Here is a 14,681-nt window from a genome sequence, read left to right as displayed (position 1 = left end):
TCCTTTTAAGCCAAAGTATTATTTTTCTAAGCAAAATTTCATTCTTTCTACCGAGAAATAAAATTTATCTAAGAAAAACATATCCTTTGTTTAAAAGATATTTTCGCTGCAATCCCTAACGCATCCAGTGCGGAGTAACGTACTAAACATAGGGTGTATTCTTAACACTTGGGGGCTACACCCCCAAACCCCCGTGAATCCTTTTAATCATTAATGATTAAAAGGATTGATGATTAAGGGTGCCAACACTCAACATGAAAATCATCATAAAATTCTAAATGACCGAGCGGTTCGCCACAGAATCTACATGGCGTTTGATCGCCGTAAATTTCTTCTAAATGATGTTCTTTGCAGTCGTCGCAAAGTTCAAATTCGCTATTTTCGGGAATGGAAGCAGAGCAAGCGATACAACGCCAACCATCAAAATCATCAAAATCATCAAAATCATCATCAAAGTCCATAATGCACCTATTAAAAAATGGAAAAAGCGGTAATACTGCTATAATAAGAGTGCGACTCCAAACCATAGAGTATTACCATGAGTGAACAAATTGCAATTATCAGAGATGATAAAATTATCAAAGTGATGCCAAAAAGCGAATATGACAACGAAGTCATATTAAATCATCAATTCTTAAACCAAAAGCCGATATACGTCGAGCCAAACACAGAGACACAGGCGGTAACGGTTGCTAGTAGCGAGCCTGTACTCAATGAAACGCTACAAACTAGAATGGTAGAACCGTTCCAAAAATTTGCCTTGTTGTTGGTGCTTGGTCTTGCTGTTTTTATTGCCGTGGTTTTTGGCTACAAGAAAGTGACTGGGAGACGACCCAGTAGGGAAGCCATGAACCTTTTGCAGGTCATAATTGTTGCCATGGCATTTTTTGCCTTTGTCAAATTCATCATGTAAAAAAGAGTCGCCCCGCCCCAAAAGGGGCGATGTGGATGGGCGACAAACTGGTAAACCAGACAAAGGCGAATTACATTCGCCTTTGGCAGGGGCTTTATTGTCTTTTGAATTGGGGTTTTTCATTTTATCCACACTATGAAAACTTGCCAAGATTGGCGGTTAGGGGTATACTAAAAGATTTTTAACAAAATCAAGGATTTCTATGGGTGAGTTAATCCAGCCTTTAATAGAGGGTGAATTAATCAAGCCTTTAATAGAGCATTTAGAAGCGGTAAAGCTTTTGTTGCTCAGTATGATAAGTGTTAGTGTCTTTGGTGTGATTAGTTGGAAGCTACTACCAAGAGAACTAAGAAACATCATCAAACTATGGCTAAAACTACCATATAATTAAATAAACAATGATGGAACAAAGCAAACCAAAGAAAACAATGTATGTAGCAAGTAAAAAACCGTAAGCACGTTTTAAAACTTCTACATCTTTTTTAAGGTTTTCCAAAGTTAGTTTTTGTTCGTTTGTCATGCTATAATTAATATACTGATTTTGGGTTAAAATCCATTTTTGGATTATTCATAATCAAATAATAATCCATATTTGGATTTAATCAAATAATAATCCATTTTTGGATTTTTTGCAATGGAGTTTACAAAATGTTACAAAACTTAATTAAGCAAGCAGAAATAAAGGCAGGTTCACAAAAAGCATTAGCAGGTAGGTTTGATGTGCTTTATCATCGCTTTGGAGATTATAAAGCAGGGCGGAGAACGCCTGATGACGCACTAATCTTTAAATTAGCGGAGTATGTAGGGCTTGACCCAATGCAGGTATTTTTTGCGGTAAAAGCAGAGACAGACCCCGAAAATGGGGAGCTTTGGAATAAATGGCGTGCCTGGCGGGAATTGAACCCACGACCTTCAGCTTCGGAGGCTGACACTCTATCCAACTGAGCTACAGGCACATTTAAGGGCGATATTTTAGCAAATTTTTGCTAAAATTACCATGTTTTTGTAAAATTACCAAAAAATCTTGCTAATTTTTTACAAATTACATAAAAAACGTGGCATTTTATCCCTATTTTCCCTTATAATAGTAGGGTAAATTTCCCAAACCCAGAATAACAAGATTATTCAAGGCTAAACGAGATAAGACAATGAAAAAAATTGTAACTTTATCTTTTGCCACATTGTTGGCAATCTCTGGCGTGATGACCAGCCAAGCAAGTGAAGCACCTGCCAATGCAAAAGCAACGACCGAGACTCAGGCAGAGACCGCGATTGCAGAAGCACCAAAAGCAGAAGCCAAAAAAGAAGCCATCCCTGAGGATAGTGCTCAGGTCAAAAAGCTCATCGCCATGTACCCACAACTGGTGGCACGTATCGCCCCTGTGGGTAAAGTGTGCTTTGATGGTGAAGAATGTGATATCAACATCACCGTACTGGCTCCTGCGGTAGAGGGTGTGGCTCGTCCAGGTGACCAGCTTTATAAAGCCATCTGTGCCACTTGTCATGATGCAGGTTTGGTAGGAGCTCCTAAAATAGGTACCTCTGACTGGGCTCCACGTATTGCCAAAGGCAAGACAACTTTGTATGACCATGCCATCAATGGCTTTAATGCCATGCCTGCCCGTGGTGGTGCAGACATCTCTGATGATGAAGTAAAAAATGCGGTTGATTATATCATCACTCAATCTCAATAATTTATCTAATGACACCAAATGGCTTAGGTGGGCAACCACTTAGGCGATTTGTCTTTGCTGTGTTTTGGTAATTTTTATATCATATTTTTATACCATATAAGATAACACCCATGCAAAACATGACTGACCAAACACACCCAGCCTAAACATAATTTTAAAAACCATGACCATGCCAGCTTTAACAATATCCAACCTTAAAAAAACCTATCCTAACGGCTTTACCGCCCTAAAAGGTGTGGATTTGACTGTGCCACAAGGTGAATTTTTTGCTTTGCTTGGTGCTAATGGGGCGGGTAAATCCACCATGATTGGTATTATTAGCTCATTATTTCCACAAACAGATGGTACGGTGCAGATTTTTGGTGTGGATTTGCACAAAAATCCAAGCCTTGCCAAATCCTATTTGGGCATTGTTCCCCAAGAATTTAATTTTAATCAATTTGAAAAATGTTTGGACATTCTCATCATTCAAGCAGGCTATTACGGCATAAAAAAGAAAGATGCTCTACCTCGGGCACAATTTTTATTAAAAGAATTGGGACTTTGGGATAAACAAGATGAAAAGGCTCGTTCGCTCTCTGGCGGTATGAAACGCCGTTTGATGATTGCTCGTGCCTTGATACACCGCCCCAAACTGCTCATATTAGATGAACCAACCGCAGGGGTAGATATTGAATTGCGTCGTTCTATGTGGGATTTTATTGAACACTTGAATAAAAATGAAGGCACTACCATTATTTTGACCACTCACTATTTAGAAGAAGCTGAACAGTTATGTAAATACATTGCCATATTAAATCATGGTGAGATTTTAATTAATACCGATATGAAATCACTACTTACGCAGTTATCGTTAGAAACTTTTGTATTTGATTTAAAAGATGAATTAAATAACACGCCAACCATCAATAATATCAGCCACATAACTTTGTCAGATAATAAAACCCTAGAAATTACACTTAATAAAAACCAAAATCTAAATGATATATTTCGCCAATTAAATGATTTTAATATCCAAATTGTTAGCATGAGAAATAAAAACAACCGCCTAGAAGAATTATTTATGGGAGTGGTAGACAATCACTCTCAAAATAGCAAATAAATGATGGAAAAAATATATTAATATTATTAAGGAAAATCATGAACAGTCAATTAGTCGCTTTTAACACCTTACTATTTAAAGAAATAAAACGCATTGTCCGTATTTGGCCTCAAACTTTATTGCCCCCTGTTATTACCATGACGTTATATTTTGTAATATTTGGACAAATGATAGGTTCTCGTATCGGAGAGATGGGAGGCGTGAGTTATATGCAATTTATCGTGCCTGGTCTTATCATGATGTCGGTCATTACCAACAGTTATTCTAATGTGGTTTCATCATTTTTTAGCACCAAATTTCATGGCAGTATTGATGAAATGCTGGTCTCGCCCATCTCCAAGCATGCCATATTATTGGGCTATGTGGGCGGTGGTGTGTTTCGTGGGCTTGCCATTGCGTTAATTGTGAGTATTGTGGCATTATTTTTTACCCAATTAACAATCAGTCATTTTCCGATCATGCTTATTACCATTATTGGCACATCTGTGTTGTTTTCATTGGGTGGATTTGTTAATGCAGTATTTGCCCATTCTTTTGATGATATTTCTATTGTGCCAAGTTTTATTTTAACGCCCTTAACTTATTTAGGCGGTGTATTTTATTCATTGGAGAATTTATCATCTTTTTGGCAAAATTTATCTTTGCTAAATCCCATTGTATATATGGTCAATGCTTTTCGTTATGGCATATTGGGGCATTCTGATGTCAATGTTGGTTATTCGTTATTGGCAATTTTGGTATTTTGTGTATTGTTTTACGGTGTGGCGTATAAAATACTAAAAGATGGCAAAAGAATTCGAATCTCTTGATATTACTAATACATATTTTCATACAATGGCAGATAATCATGTGATGATAAATTGAATGATATTAAACATTCGTCAAATTTTAATAAAAATGCCATCAATGGTAAATACTTCCACTGGATTGAGGTAAATATAATGAGTATTCATGGCGTATTAGGTGAGAGTACCACTTATTCAAAAACTTATGACCCTGCTATTTTATATCCCATATCTCGTCAAATTGGGCGAGATGAGATTTTAAAAGAGGTGAATTTTGATTTTAATGAATATGATGATGACTTAAAAAAAGGCGCTGATATTTGGCAAGCCTTTGAATTGTCGTGGCTAAACCCTATTGGTGTCTCACAAGTGGCAATGGCTCGCTTTATCATCCCTGCCAATTCACCAAATATTATAGAATCCAAATCATTAAAGCTGTATCTAAATAGCCTAAACTTTACCAAATTTCATCATATCAATGAATTAAAAAGCACTTTGCAAAAAGATTTATCCATTTGTGTGGGTGCTGATGTGGGTGTAGAGATTATTGAGATGGACAGTGATGAGCTGACCATTGCAAGACCGATGGGCATTTGTATTGATGAGGCGTTGCATGATTTTTCCGATGAGGTTATTTTAACCGATGATATTGATAGCAAATTTTTAAAAAATACCCAAAAAGGCGAATTAAAAGCCTATCAATTTTATAGCAATCTGTTACGTTCAAATTGCCCTGTTACCAATCAGCCAGATTGGGGAACGGTGCAAATTGAAATGGCGAGCGAATACGCATTAGATTTTGGCGAATTTTTAAAGTATATTTTATCATTTAGACAACACAACGGCTTTCATGAGCAATGCGTGGAGCGGATATTTGCCGACATGATGACGTATTTTAAACCAACTTCTTTAAGAGTGTTGGCGAATTACACCAGACGTGGCGGAATTGACATTAACCCTGTGCGGGTATTTCATGCGGATAAAGGGCAGATTAAACGGCTTATTCGTCAATAGCATAAATGTAAAAAATAAACCCTGCAATCACAGGGTTTATTCATATAATCAGCTAATCCCATGAGCCTTTAACAGAGCATCGTTTTGGGGTTTGCGACCCATAAACTGCTCAAACAGCTTCATCGGCTCATCCGCACCGCCTTGGGATAAAATGGCATTGACAAAATCTTGCCCTGTTTGTCGTTTAAGCAGTCCTTCTTTGTCAAAGCGAGTAAAGGCATCGCTTGCCAGCACTTCCGACCACAGATAGCTATAATACCCTGCCGAATAACCGCCTGAAAAAATATGGTTAAAACTGTGAGCCATCCGCACCCAGTCAGGTTCACCGAGTACCGAGACGTTTTGGCGGATGTCATCACGCAGACGAGAAAGTGTCTTTTTGTCGCCTTGCTTATGCTCAACGTGCAAACGAAAATCAAATAGGGCGTACTCTAACTGACGGACGATAGAAGTCGCCGATAGGTAGTTTTTGGCGGTTTGCATTTTTTGAACCATGTCCATAGGAATAGGTTCGCCTGTCTCATAATGAGCCGAGATAAGGGCAAGCACGTCTTTATCCCATGTCCAGTTTTCTAGCATTTGGCTTGGGAACTCTACCGCATCTCTTGGCACACGAGTACCCGACAGGGCAAGCACGTCCACCTGTGTGAGCATGTGATGTAAGCCATGCCCAAACTCATGAAACAGCGTTTCTACTTCGCTATGTAGTAGCAAGGCAGGTTTATCGCCAGTTGCTCCGCCAAAGTTACACACGAGCATGGAGACAGGTTTTTGGGTGTCGCCAGTGGATTTTTTAAAATGCCCAACCGCTCCGCTATGCCACGCACCGCCACGCTTGTTTTCACGGGCGAACAAATCCAGATAGAATGATGCGATGTGTTTGTCGTCTTGATACAGCTCAAAAAAGCGAGTGTCGGGGTGGGGCAAGGACACGCCTGTTTTTTCACGCACGTCCACGCCAAACAGACGGCGAGTAACTTCAAACATACCGCCCAACACTTTATCCACAGGAAAATACACCCGCAGGGCTTCTTTGTCAATGTTATAAAGTGCTTGCTTTTGTTTTTCAGACAAATAAGCAAAATCCCACGGCTCAATCTTATCATCTTGACCCAATACACCAATATCACGTCCGTATTTTTGTAAGTCCTGCATTTGTTTTTTGGCGGTGGGGCGAGTTTTGGCAAGTAAATCTTTTAAAAAGCCAAGCACTTCATCGGTGTCTTTTGCCATGCGTTTGGCAAGCACATATTGGGCGTAATTTTTGTAGCCGAGCAGTTGGGCAAGTTCCAACCGCAAATCAATAAGTTCGTTGATGATGGGGGTGTTGTCCCATTTGCCAGCATTTTGACCTTTGTCGGATGCACGAGTGCGATAGGCTTCGTACATTTGCTTGCGTAGCTCTCTGTCATCGGCGTAGGTGGTGATTGCCAGATAGCTTGGCACGTTTAGCCCAAAACGGTAGCCCGTTTTGTTTTTGGATTTGGCGGATTGTTCTGCTTTTTGTAGGGCGATGTCGCTAAGTCCTGATAGCTTGGCTTTGTCGTCAATGACAAGCTCCCAACCCATGTCGGCATCTAGCACGTTGTTGCTAAATTGGGTGGATAGTTCAGACAAGCGAGCGACCACTTGGGTGTAGCGTTTGGCTTTGTCGCCTGTCAATGCCACGCCTGATAGTTTAAAATCCAGCAAGGCATCGTTTATCGCTTTTTGTTGGGCTTGGGTGTAGGTTTTGAACTCATCGCTTTTGGCGAGTTTTTTAAAGCCTTCGTATAAAGGGCGATACATGCCAAACCACGATTCATAGTCGCTTGTGCTTTTGGTGATGTCTTGGTACACCGCTCGCAGGGCATCTGAGTTTTTGATCGAATGCAAGTGAGCGACCACGCCCCACACACGGTCTAGTTTGTTTTGGGCATCTTCTATCGGGGCGTAGAAGTTGTCCCATGTGATACTTTTTTGGGCACAGACACGCTTGACCACGTCTTTGTTGTGTTTTAATAAAAAGTCAATGGCAGGCGTGATGTGCGAAATCTCAACCGCCCCAAAGTTGGGCAAGCCGTCAAAGTGTAGTAGGGGGTTGTCTTGTAAGGTGGTGGGCAAATCTAAGGGTAGGGGGTGTGCCATGCCAAATTTGGGTAGGCTCATGGCAAGAGCGGTTCCTAAGCTAAGTTGTAAAAATTGACGGCGTTCCATGATGTCTCCTGATAAAAAACTTTATCTTACGCAAAGTGATTTAAAAAATCAAGAATAGTTATGGATAAAAGGCAGTGATTGCGGGGCTTGATTAGGAATGACTTGGGCTGGGCATAAAAAAGCCCTGCAAATACAGGGCTTTTGGTTTTAGTCTCTATCAAGTTTGGCCTGCAGATTTTTTAAGTTGGGATAATCTAGGCGAATGTCATATTTTTGCCGTTTTTGATGGCTTCGGTTTTGACATATAGCTTACCACGCTTCTCATCGATTTCTAGCTTATCGGTGATTTGGTAGCCTTGTGCTTCGATGATGGTGCGAGCTTTTTCAAGGTTTTGATGGACTGTTGGGTCTTGATAAGCGGTGCGTTCTAGATGGTTATCGTCTGCGTGAGCCATGCCGATACTTGCAGTGGTCAAGGCTAGGGCAATGGCTAGGGCTTTTGTAATTTTCATGATATTTCTCTATGTAATGAGTTGTAATGAGCCTAATTGGCTTGGTCTTATTATATAACAACACCAAGCCAATGATGAGTTATTTTTGTATAAAAAGTTATAATGATTGTTTCTTTAAAACTTCGCCAACAGCTCATCAAGCCCTAACAGCTCTTTATCACCACACCCACGCTTGGCGTATTCGTATTTGCCTTCTGCCAAGTTACGCTCGGACACGACAATGCGGTGTGGGATACCGATAAGCTCCAAATCGGCAAATTTCACGCCCGCCCGCTCGTCTCTGTCGTCTAATAGGACGTTTACGCCTTTGTCTTTTAGGGTGCTATACAGCTCGTCCGCTTTGGCTTCTGCCGAGCCGTCTTTGGATTTCATGGGAACGACCGCCACATAGAATGGGGCGATGTTGTCGGTAGGGTCTGGCGTGTCCGCCCACAGACAGCCCTTGTCGTCGTGGTTTTGTTCTAGGCTTGCCGAAATGATACGACTAACCCCAATGCCATAACAGCCCATCATGAGCGTAACTGGCTTGCCTTCTTTACCAAGGACGGCACAGTTTAGGGCGTGCGAGTATTTATCGCCAAGCTGAAAGATATGCCCCACTTCAATGCCACGCTTGATTTGTAGCACGCCTTTACCGTCAGGGCTTGGGTCGCCGTCCACCACGTTGCGAATGTCGGCAACCTCTGCATAGACCGCATCACGCTCCCAGTTCATGCCTTTTGTGTGTTTGTCTGCTACATTTGCCCCACTCACAAAATCCGCCATGACGGACGCACTTCTATCAGCGATGACAGGTATGCCATATTTTGCCAAGTCCACGCTGATATAGCCTTTGATGAGACCTGCTTCTTTCATCTCATCTTCGCTTGCCATTTCTAGCGGTGCTTTGATTTGGGGCAACTTCTCCGCTTTTAGCTCGTTTAGGGTGTGGTCGCCACGCAACACAAGGGCGACAAGTTTTGGCATATCGGGCGTGTCTTCTGAATACGAGCCTTTGACGATGAGCGTTTTTACCGTGCGTGATAGCTCAATGCCCAAATGCTCTGCCACTTCTTCACAAGTGGGCATATTTGGCGTATCTACGTCCGTGCGTGGCTCACTTGGGGGCTGGCGTGTGGCGGTGCAGACGGCTTCGGCAAGCTCTACGTTGGCTGAATAATCCGACTCGGTGCTAAATGCGATGTCGTCTTCTCCGCTGTCGGCTAGGACGTGAAATTCATGACTGGCAAATCCGCCAATAGACCCCGTGTCCGCTTGCACCGCCCTAAAATCAAGCCCCAAACGGGTAAAAATGCGAGTGTAGGCTTCATAAAAGTCTTGATAAGTCTTGGCAAGGCTGTCTTTATCAATATGAAAAGAATAGGCGTCTTTCATGGTAAATTCCCTTGCTCTCATCACCCCAAAACGTGGGCGAATCTCATCACGGAATTTGGTTTGGATTTGATAATAAGTGGCAGGGAGCTGTTTGTAGCTTTTTAATTCGCCACGAGCGATGTCGGTGATGACTTCTTCGTGGGTAGGTCCTAGCACAAAATCACGGCTATGGCGGTCTTTAAAGCGAAGTAGCTCCGCCCCATAATCTTCCCAACGCCCACTCTCTTGCCACAGTTCGCCAGGTTGGGTGACGGGCATAAGTAGCTCTTGGGCACTGATGCGTTCCATCTCTTCACGGACGATTTTTTCCACTCGTTTTAGCACACGCAAGCCTGTTGGCATCCACACATACAAGCCTGAGGCAAGTTTGCGAATAAGTCCTGCTTTTATCATAAGCTGGGCAGAGATGATGTCGGCATCGCTTGGGGTGTTGCGAAGGGTGGCTAGGGTGAATTGACTGGCTTTCATAAAATTCTCGCTGATTGGTGTTTGGTATTGTGGATTGTCATGCTTTGGGCAGATTTGTAGGGGTAAATCACATTTGCCCTGTAAACGCATTGATTTTTTGAGCGAATACATTGCTCTTACGCATCCAAATTTTTTACAATATCTCTTGGTTAAACAATCCCAAATCTTAAATTTAGTAAAAACGTATTATATTAAAGTAAACTTTGGTAACTGTGCAAGTCTTTTTATAAAAATTTTAAAAATTTATTCCCATAAAGTGCTATGATGATCCAACTTATCAATCTTTCTCTTTCATTTTACTCCATCCAATCTTAAGGAGACACATGAGCATATCAACCCCAAAATCCAAAAAAGCCAATAAATTCACCCTATTTTGTATCGTGGCGGTCATGGCAATGATTGCATTTTTGGCAGTTTTTTGGACGTTAAAATTGACCGAAGAGCCTGCCGTATCCGCCATTAGCCGAGACGGTGTTGTTACCGAAATCCAAAAAATGGCTCGCCTAAATACCGTTGCTTTTGGCGTGGACACGGTCATCACCGCCCAAAAAGAAGGCAATTGGTACAAGCTATGGCAGGACGAACAAAAGGGGCTGTTTGTTGCTCGTGGGCGGGTTTTGGCAGGCGTGGATTTGGGTAAAATCACGGCGGACAACGTGCAAGTTACCTTTGACCCCCAGACCGACCCAAAAGTCGCCCCACACGCCAACATCACGGTAACGCTCCCGCCATCGCAGGTGTTTGAGGTGTTCCTTGATGACATACAGGTCTATGACTGGAAAACAGGGCTGTTTGGCGTGGTGGATAACGACCCTGAGATTTTAAATCAAGCCCAAACATCCGCCAAAGCCGAAGTACTAAAAAAAGCGTGCCAAGGCGACATCATGACCCTTGCCACCGATAACGCCACCGAACAAATCAAGGGCTTATTTGCCTTGACAGGGGCGACTGTGGTGGTCAATGGCGATGTGGGGGCGTGTTGAATTTAAATAAATGTTATTAATGCATGACATTTAAAATGTTAAATAATAACATTTCATCAAATTGATAAAATGGATAAATGTGTCCATAAAATCATCAATTTGCCCAAATAATACACAAAACATACTTAATTTATACCCATAATATTTTTATGGGTATAAAAATATTGCTCAATGGTAAAATATTTTTACTGTTTGGTATAGCCGTAAACCAAATTATGTTATAAAATAGAATCAGCAAATTAACAACCTAAATTTGCTGTTTTATCTCTGTTATTATTTAAAATTAATGTTTTGGCGTGATATCATGTCAAAATAGCCGTTAAATGTGCCTGACTTTGGTAATTTGTTGATTAAAATTAATTTTTTATCAAATGCTAATCAATAGCGATAACGAATTTTTGATAAATTTTATAACTTATCGATAATTACTCTCATTTGTATCATGAAGCGACATCATTTTAAATAAAAAATAAAGCACTCATTCTAACTGCCATACCAAATTTTTTAACATGATATTAGATAATGGTATTTTATTAAATTTTAAAATTTTCTGACCGAATTTTTAAAATTTTATTTAAAATCAACAATTATCACCAATGGTCGTATTAATTAAATGTGATATTGGGATAAAAGAAAAACATAAATCAAATATTGATTTATGGTGTATCGGGTTACTTATAAAATTAAGCAGATATTTTCTTTATCAAAAAATATCAGGACAATGGCGTTAGGCAATTTAGACTAATAATCTCCAAGCAATTGCTTTGGTTGAGAGTAAATCATGACGAGTACTGATAGCAAAAATACGATGCGTATTGCCATGGTTGGTGTTAGCCCTGCTGACCAAATTACTTTTAAAGGATATTTGCGTGTCCTATTGCGTTTGGACGTGGCTTTGGATTGGGTATCTGCTCAGGTTAATGATGTGGATTTATATGTCATCAATCAAGATTTTAAACATTCTGCCAGCGTACAAAAACTAATAGAATTGCACCCACGCACACCCATCTTATACGTCAGTCGCAACCTGACAGGTGATGGTGGTATCGTTGGCGACTCACTGGTATTACCCCTAAAACAAATCAATGCCTTAAATGACTGGCTTCATGAAAAAGTGGATGTATTAAAGGGTCTGCCTTATCAAAAATCAAGCACGTCTGGTAAGCCTGACAAAACAAGCACCCAAACCAATCAGGAGAATCAAACCAGCCAGTCAGCCCAAACTGCTTACACAGCACAATCGCCACAGTCTACCACATCAAAGTTAGATGACATGATAGACTTGATTAAGACGTTGCACGCTCGTCCTAAGTCCTTATTTGAGCTGACCCAAGATGGAGAGGTGTTGGCTGTTATTGATGGGGTGCGCCAGTTGGTATGGCTAAAAAGTGCCAAAGTGGCAGACATGACGACATGGCGACTGCGTGTGTATGGCGGTGTGGCAGGCGAGCCTAAGCAAGCCATAGACATGAATCAGTGGCTGTATCAGATGGCATGGGCGAATGCTGAGATGTTATTACCACTCATCGATGGCAATGCCCGCTATCAGCTTCGTTCATGGGCAAAGCCTGATAATAATGCCGACAGACGCATTATCTTGCGGACAATGGTTGCCTTAGAAGATACAGCACGCACGGTAGATGAGATTGTGGCACGCACGGGACTAGGTCGTCCTATCGTCCAAAAAGTGATTGTCTCGCTACTGCTTTCTCAGCATTTGATGGATGATAACTACCAAAACGTGAATGCGACCATCATGCAGACATCGACCGTGGCACCAGTGACAGTCACAGCTCCTACACCTGTGAGCGAGCCTGAACCAAGACCTGAGCCAAAAACCGCCGAACAACAAGAGAAAATCGGTTTCTTGTCACGTCTGCGTCGTAAACTGGGGTTGTGATGACATGTCCTAATTGCAATGTTTGTATTTTTATCATACAATAAATTTATCATTATTTACATTTTCATGTTATTTATATTTAATATAGTTATTTAGGTAGCACTTATGCAACGTCTTAAAATTGTATTTAGTGGCCCTATGGGTGCAGGTAAGACCCAGGCCATCTCTAGTCTCTCTGACATTCCTGTGGTCTCAACCGAGGTCATGAATACCGACCTTGACACCAACGCCAAGCTTTTGACCACAGTCGGCATGGATTATGGCGAGCTGACCATTGATGGTGGGGCAAGTATTGGTCTTTACGGCACCCCAGGGCAGGAGCGTTTTAACTTCATTTGGCCCATCCTATCCCAAGGTGCTTTGGGCGTGGTGATTTTGATTGACCATTCGGCACCTGATTCTGTGGCAGATTTGGCACATTATTTAAAGATTTTTGATGGCATTTATGATGGTCGTATCGTGTTGGGTATCAGTCAAGTGGACAAAATGCCCGAGCGTGAATTCTCCATTTATCGTGATTATCTAGCGAGCATTGGGCGTAACTTACCACTATTCCCTGTGGACATGCGTAAACGTGAAGATGTCTTGTTACTCGTTGAGAGTATCATCGCTAGCCTAGAACAGTCTGAGTAAATCACTTGACAACACTGACATACAAATAAACATCTTGGAGTAAAATAATGAGTCTTAGCCCTTTTAAATTGGATTCTAATCGTGTCAAGCCTGCTGAGCAATTTGTGACACTTTCAAAAGAAGTGCTTCATGAGTTGGTGCATTCTACCACAGGCGTAGATGGTGTATTACTGGCATCGACCGATGGTTTTGAAGTATCATCTATCTTTCAAAAAAACTATGATGGCAATAAACTCTCAGCAGTCGGTTCATCCATCTTGGCACTGGTACAAGCCTTGACTGCTGAGGCTCAGCTGACTGGGTGTCGTTCGGTGATTTTGGATGCTGAAAATGGCAAAATTATGATTAGTGCCGTGCCAAATGTCAATCAGCCCATGATTTTGATTGTGGTTACCAAACAGCAGGTTCTACTCGGGCAAATCATGCACGCCATGAATAAAGCCACCACTCGTTTGGTGGAGCTTGACGGTCAACATCACGGCAAATAAGCAAATGCTTGTCATAAAAACAGTCCAGACACATGGACTGTTTTTTTTGTTGGGTGTGTTCATACAGGATTGGGCAGTTTTGTTATTGATTGATACACAAAAATGTATCATTTGTCAATTAATGTTAGGATAATTTGCTGTTTTGGTATAAAATAGGTAATTGTATCAGTTTGGCTGATGTTTATTGAAAAATAAGTACATCAATACACTAAAATCCATAAGTGCTGTGTACTTTTGTGTTAAAAAATGGGGCTTTAAAACATTTTAAGGTGTGTTTAGGGCGTGCCTACCATTGATAACATTTTATAAAATGCAAATATCAAAGGCAGGCACCCCTAAAAAGCATTGCTTTGGCAATCTGTTTTTACCATGATTTAAGGCACGTTATTTAACATGCATTAGGGCATGCCCTAAAAATAGAATAAATTAATTTTTAATTTTTAATTATTATTAAATTAATATCAAGTAATTTTTTAATAATTGTTTAACGATTGTTTAATAATAATTTAATTAGCATTTAAAATTCATCATGGCACATTGATGTGTTATATCATCGGTGTGCCAAATAGATAAGGTTGGTTATGGGCGGTTTATTAGATTTACGCTATAAAAGTTTGCTGTTATCGCTGGCAGTCTTTTTGGCATTGGTCGCTGGCATTTTGGGGCAAAAAACAGCTAC

14 protein-coding genes and 1 tRNA gene are annotated in these 14,681 nt (G+C 41.0%); 10 read left to right on the top strand and 5 right to left on the bottom strand.

Annotation, left to right across the window (positions count from 1 at the left end; translation table 11 throughout):
• Positions 1–233: 233 nt before the first annotated feature.
• On the bottom strand, positions 234–461 hold the full coding sequence (locus B5J94_RS00160; protein WP_062498555.1) for a hypothetical protein: 228 nt from the start codon (positions 459–461) through the stop codon (positions 234–236).
• A 77-nt stretch (positions 462–538) separates the two neighbouring features.
• On the opposite strand from B5J94_RS00160, the gene B5J94_RS00155 reads away from it, so the two are divergent.
• Positions 539–913, top strand: coding sequence for a hypothetical protein (locus B5J94_RS00155; RefSeq protein ID WP_062498554.1), 375 nt, complete (start codon positions 539–541; stop codon positions 911–913).
• Positions 914–1,115: 202 nt separating this feature from the next.
• Positions 1,116–1,304, top strand: a complete 189-nt coding sequence (locus B5J94_RS00150; RefSeq protein ID WP_062498553.1) for a hypothetical protein — start codon at positions 1,116–1,118, stop codon at positions 1,302–1,304.
• A 488-nt stretch (positions 1,305–1,792) separates the two neighbouring features.
• Here B5J94_RS00150 and B5J94_RS00145 read toward each other — a convergent pair.
• Positions 1,793–1,869: transfer RNA gene (locus B5J94_RS00145), tRNA-Arg, on the bottom strand.
• Positions 1,870–2,061: 192 nt separating this feature from the next.
• Between B5J94_RS00145 and B5J94_RS00140 the strand changes: the two genes are divergently transcribed.
• The 4 genes from B5J94_RS00140 to queF all read left to right on the top strand — a co-directional run bounded on the left by B5J94_RS00140 (position 2,062) and on the right by queF (position 5,508).
• Positions 2,062–2,607 carry a c-type cytochrome gene (locus tag B5J94_RS00140; RefSeq protein WP_062498552.1) on the top strand — a complete coding sequence of 182 codons (546 nt, stop codon included), beginning with the start codon at positions 2,062–2,064 and terminating at the stop codon, positions 2,605–2,607.
• 169 nt (positions 2,608–2,776) lie between these two features.
• Positions 2,777–3,709, top strand: a complete 933-nt coding sequence (locus B5J94_RS00135; protein WP_373280016.1) for an ABC transporter ATP-binding protein — start codon at positions 2,777–2,779, stop codon at positions 3,707–3,709.
• A gap of 38 nt (positions 3,710–3,747) precedes the next feature.
• Positions 3,748–4,518, top strand: a complete 771-nt coding sequence (locus B5J94_RS00130; RefSeq protein ID WP_062498550.1) for an ABC transporter permease — start codon at positions 3,748–3,750, stop codon at positions 4,516–4,518.
• A gap of 132 nt (positions 4,519–4,650) precedes the next feature.
• Positions 4,651–5,508: an NADPH-dependent 7-cyano-7-deazaguanine reductase QueF gene (queF, locus tag B5J94_RS00125; protein WP_062498549.1), complete on the top strand. Its 858-nt coding sequence runs from the start codon at positions 4,651–4,653 to the stop codon at positions 5,506–5,508.
• 48 nt (positions 5,509–5,556) lie between these two features.
• Here the strand turns inward: queF and B5J94_RS00120 are convergent, their stop codons facing one another.
• The 3 genes from B5J94_RS00120 to B5J94_RS00110 form a co-directional block, all read right to left on the bottom strand.
• Complete coding sequence (locus tag B5J94_RS00120) at positions 5,557–7,704, bottom strand: M3 family metallopeptidase (RefSeq protein ID WP_079363851.1); 2,148 nt, start codon at positions 7,702–7,704, stop codon at positions 5,557–5,559.
• 194 nt (positions 7,705–7,898) lie between these two features.
• Positions 7,899–8,156, bottom strand: a complete 258-nt coding sequence (locus tag B5J94_RS00115) for a PepSY domain-containing protein (protein WP_062498548.1) — start codon at positions 8,154–8,156, stop codon at positions 7,899–7,901.
• Positions 8,157–8,270: 114 nt separating this feature from the next.
• The gene (locus tag B5J94_RS00110; RefSeq protein ID WP_062498573.1) at positions 8,271–9,998 is read right to left on the bottom strand and encodes a proline--tRNA ligase; all 1,728 of its coding nucleotides are present in this window, start codon (positions 9,996–9,998) and stop codon (positions 8,271–8,273) included.
• 323 nt (positions 9,999–10,321) lie between these two features.
• Here B5J94_RS00110 and B5J94_RS00105 point away from each other — a divergent pair, with 323 nt between their 5' ends.
• From B5J94_RS00105 to B5J94_RS00090, 4 genes are all read left to right on the top strand, one after another.
• Positions 10,322–10,981, top strand: coding sequence for a DUF4230 domain-containing protein (locus tag B5J94_RS00105; protein ID WP_062498547.1), 660 nt, complete (start codon positions 10,322–10,324; stop codon positions 10,979–10,981).
• Positions 10,982–11,762: 781 nt separating this feature from the next.
• The gene (locus B5J94_RS00100) at positions 11,763–12,881 is read left to right on the top strand and encodes a hypothetical protein (protein WP_143821856.1); all 1,119 of its coding nucleotides are present in this window, start codon (positions 11,763–11,765) and stop codon (positions 12,879–12,881) included.
• Between the two features lie 105 nt (positions 12,882–12,986).
• Positions 12,987–13,514, top strand: a complete 528-nt coding sequence (locus B5J94_RS00095) for a GTP-binding protein (protein ID WP_062498545.1) — start codon at positions 12,987–12,989, stop codon at positions 13,512–13,514.
• Positions 13,515–13,561: 47 nt separating this feature from the next.
• Complete coding sequence (locus B5J94_RS00090; protein WP_051225951.1) at positions 13,562–14,002, top strand: roadblock/LC7 domain-containing protein; 441 nt, start codon at positions 13,562–13,564, stop codon at positions 14,000–14,002.
• Positions 14,003–14,681: the final 679 nt, after the last annotated feature.

The organism is Moraxella lacunata (genome assembly GCF_002027545.1).
Classification (GTDB): Bacteria; Pseudomonadota; Gammaproteobacteria; order Pseudomonadales; family Moraxellaceae; genus Moraxella; species Moraxella lacunata.
The sequence above is the reverse complement of the archived record's forward strand: the minus strand, read 5'-3'. Positions and strand labels throughout refer to the sequence as shown.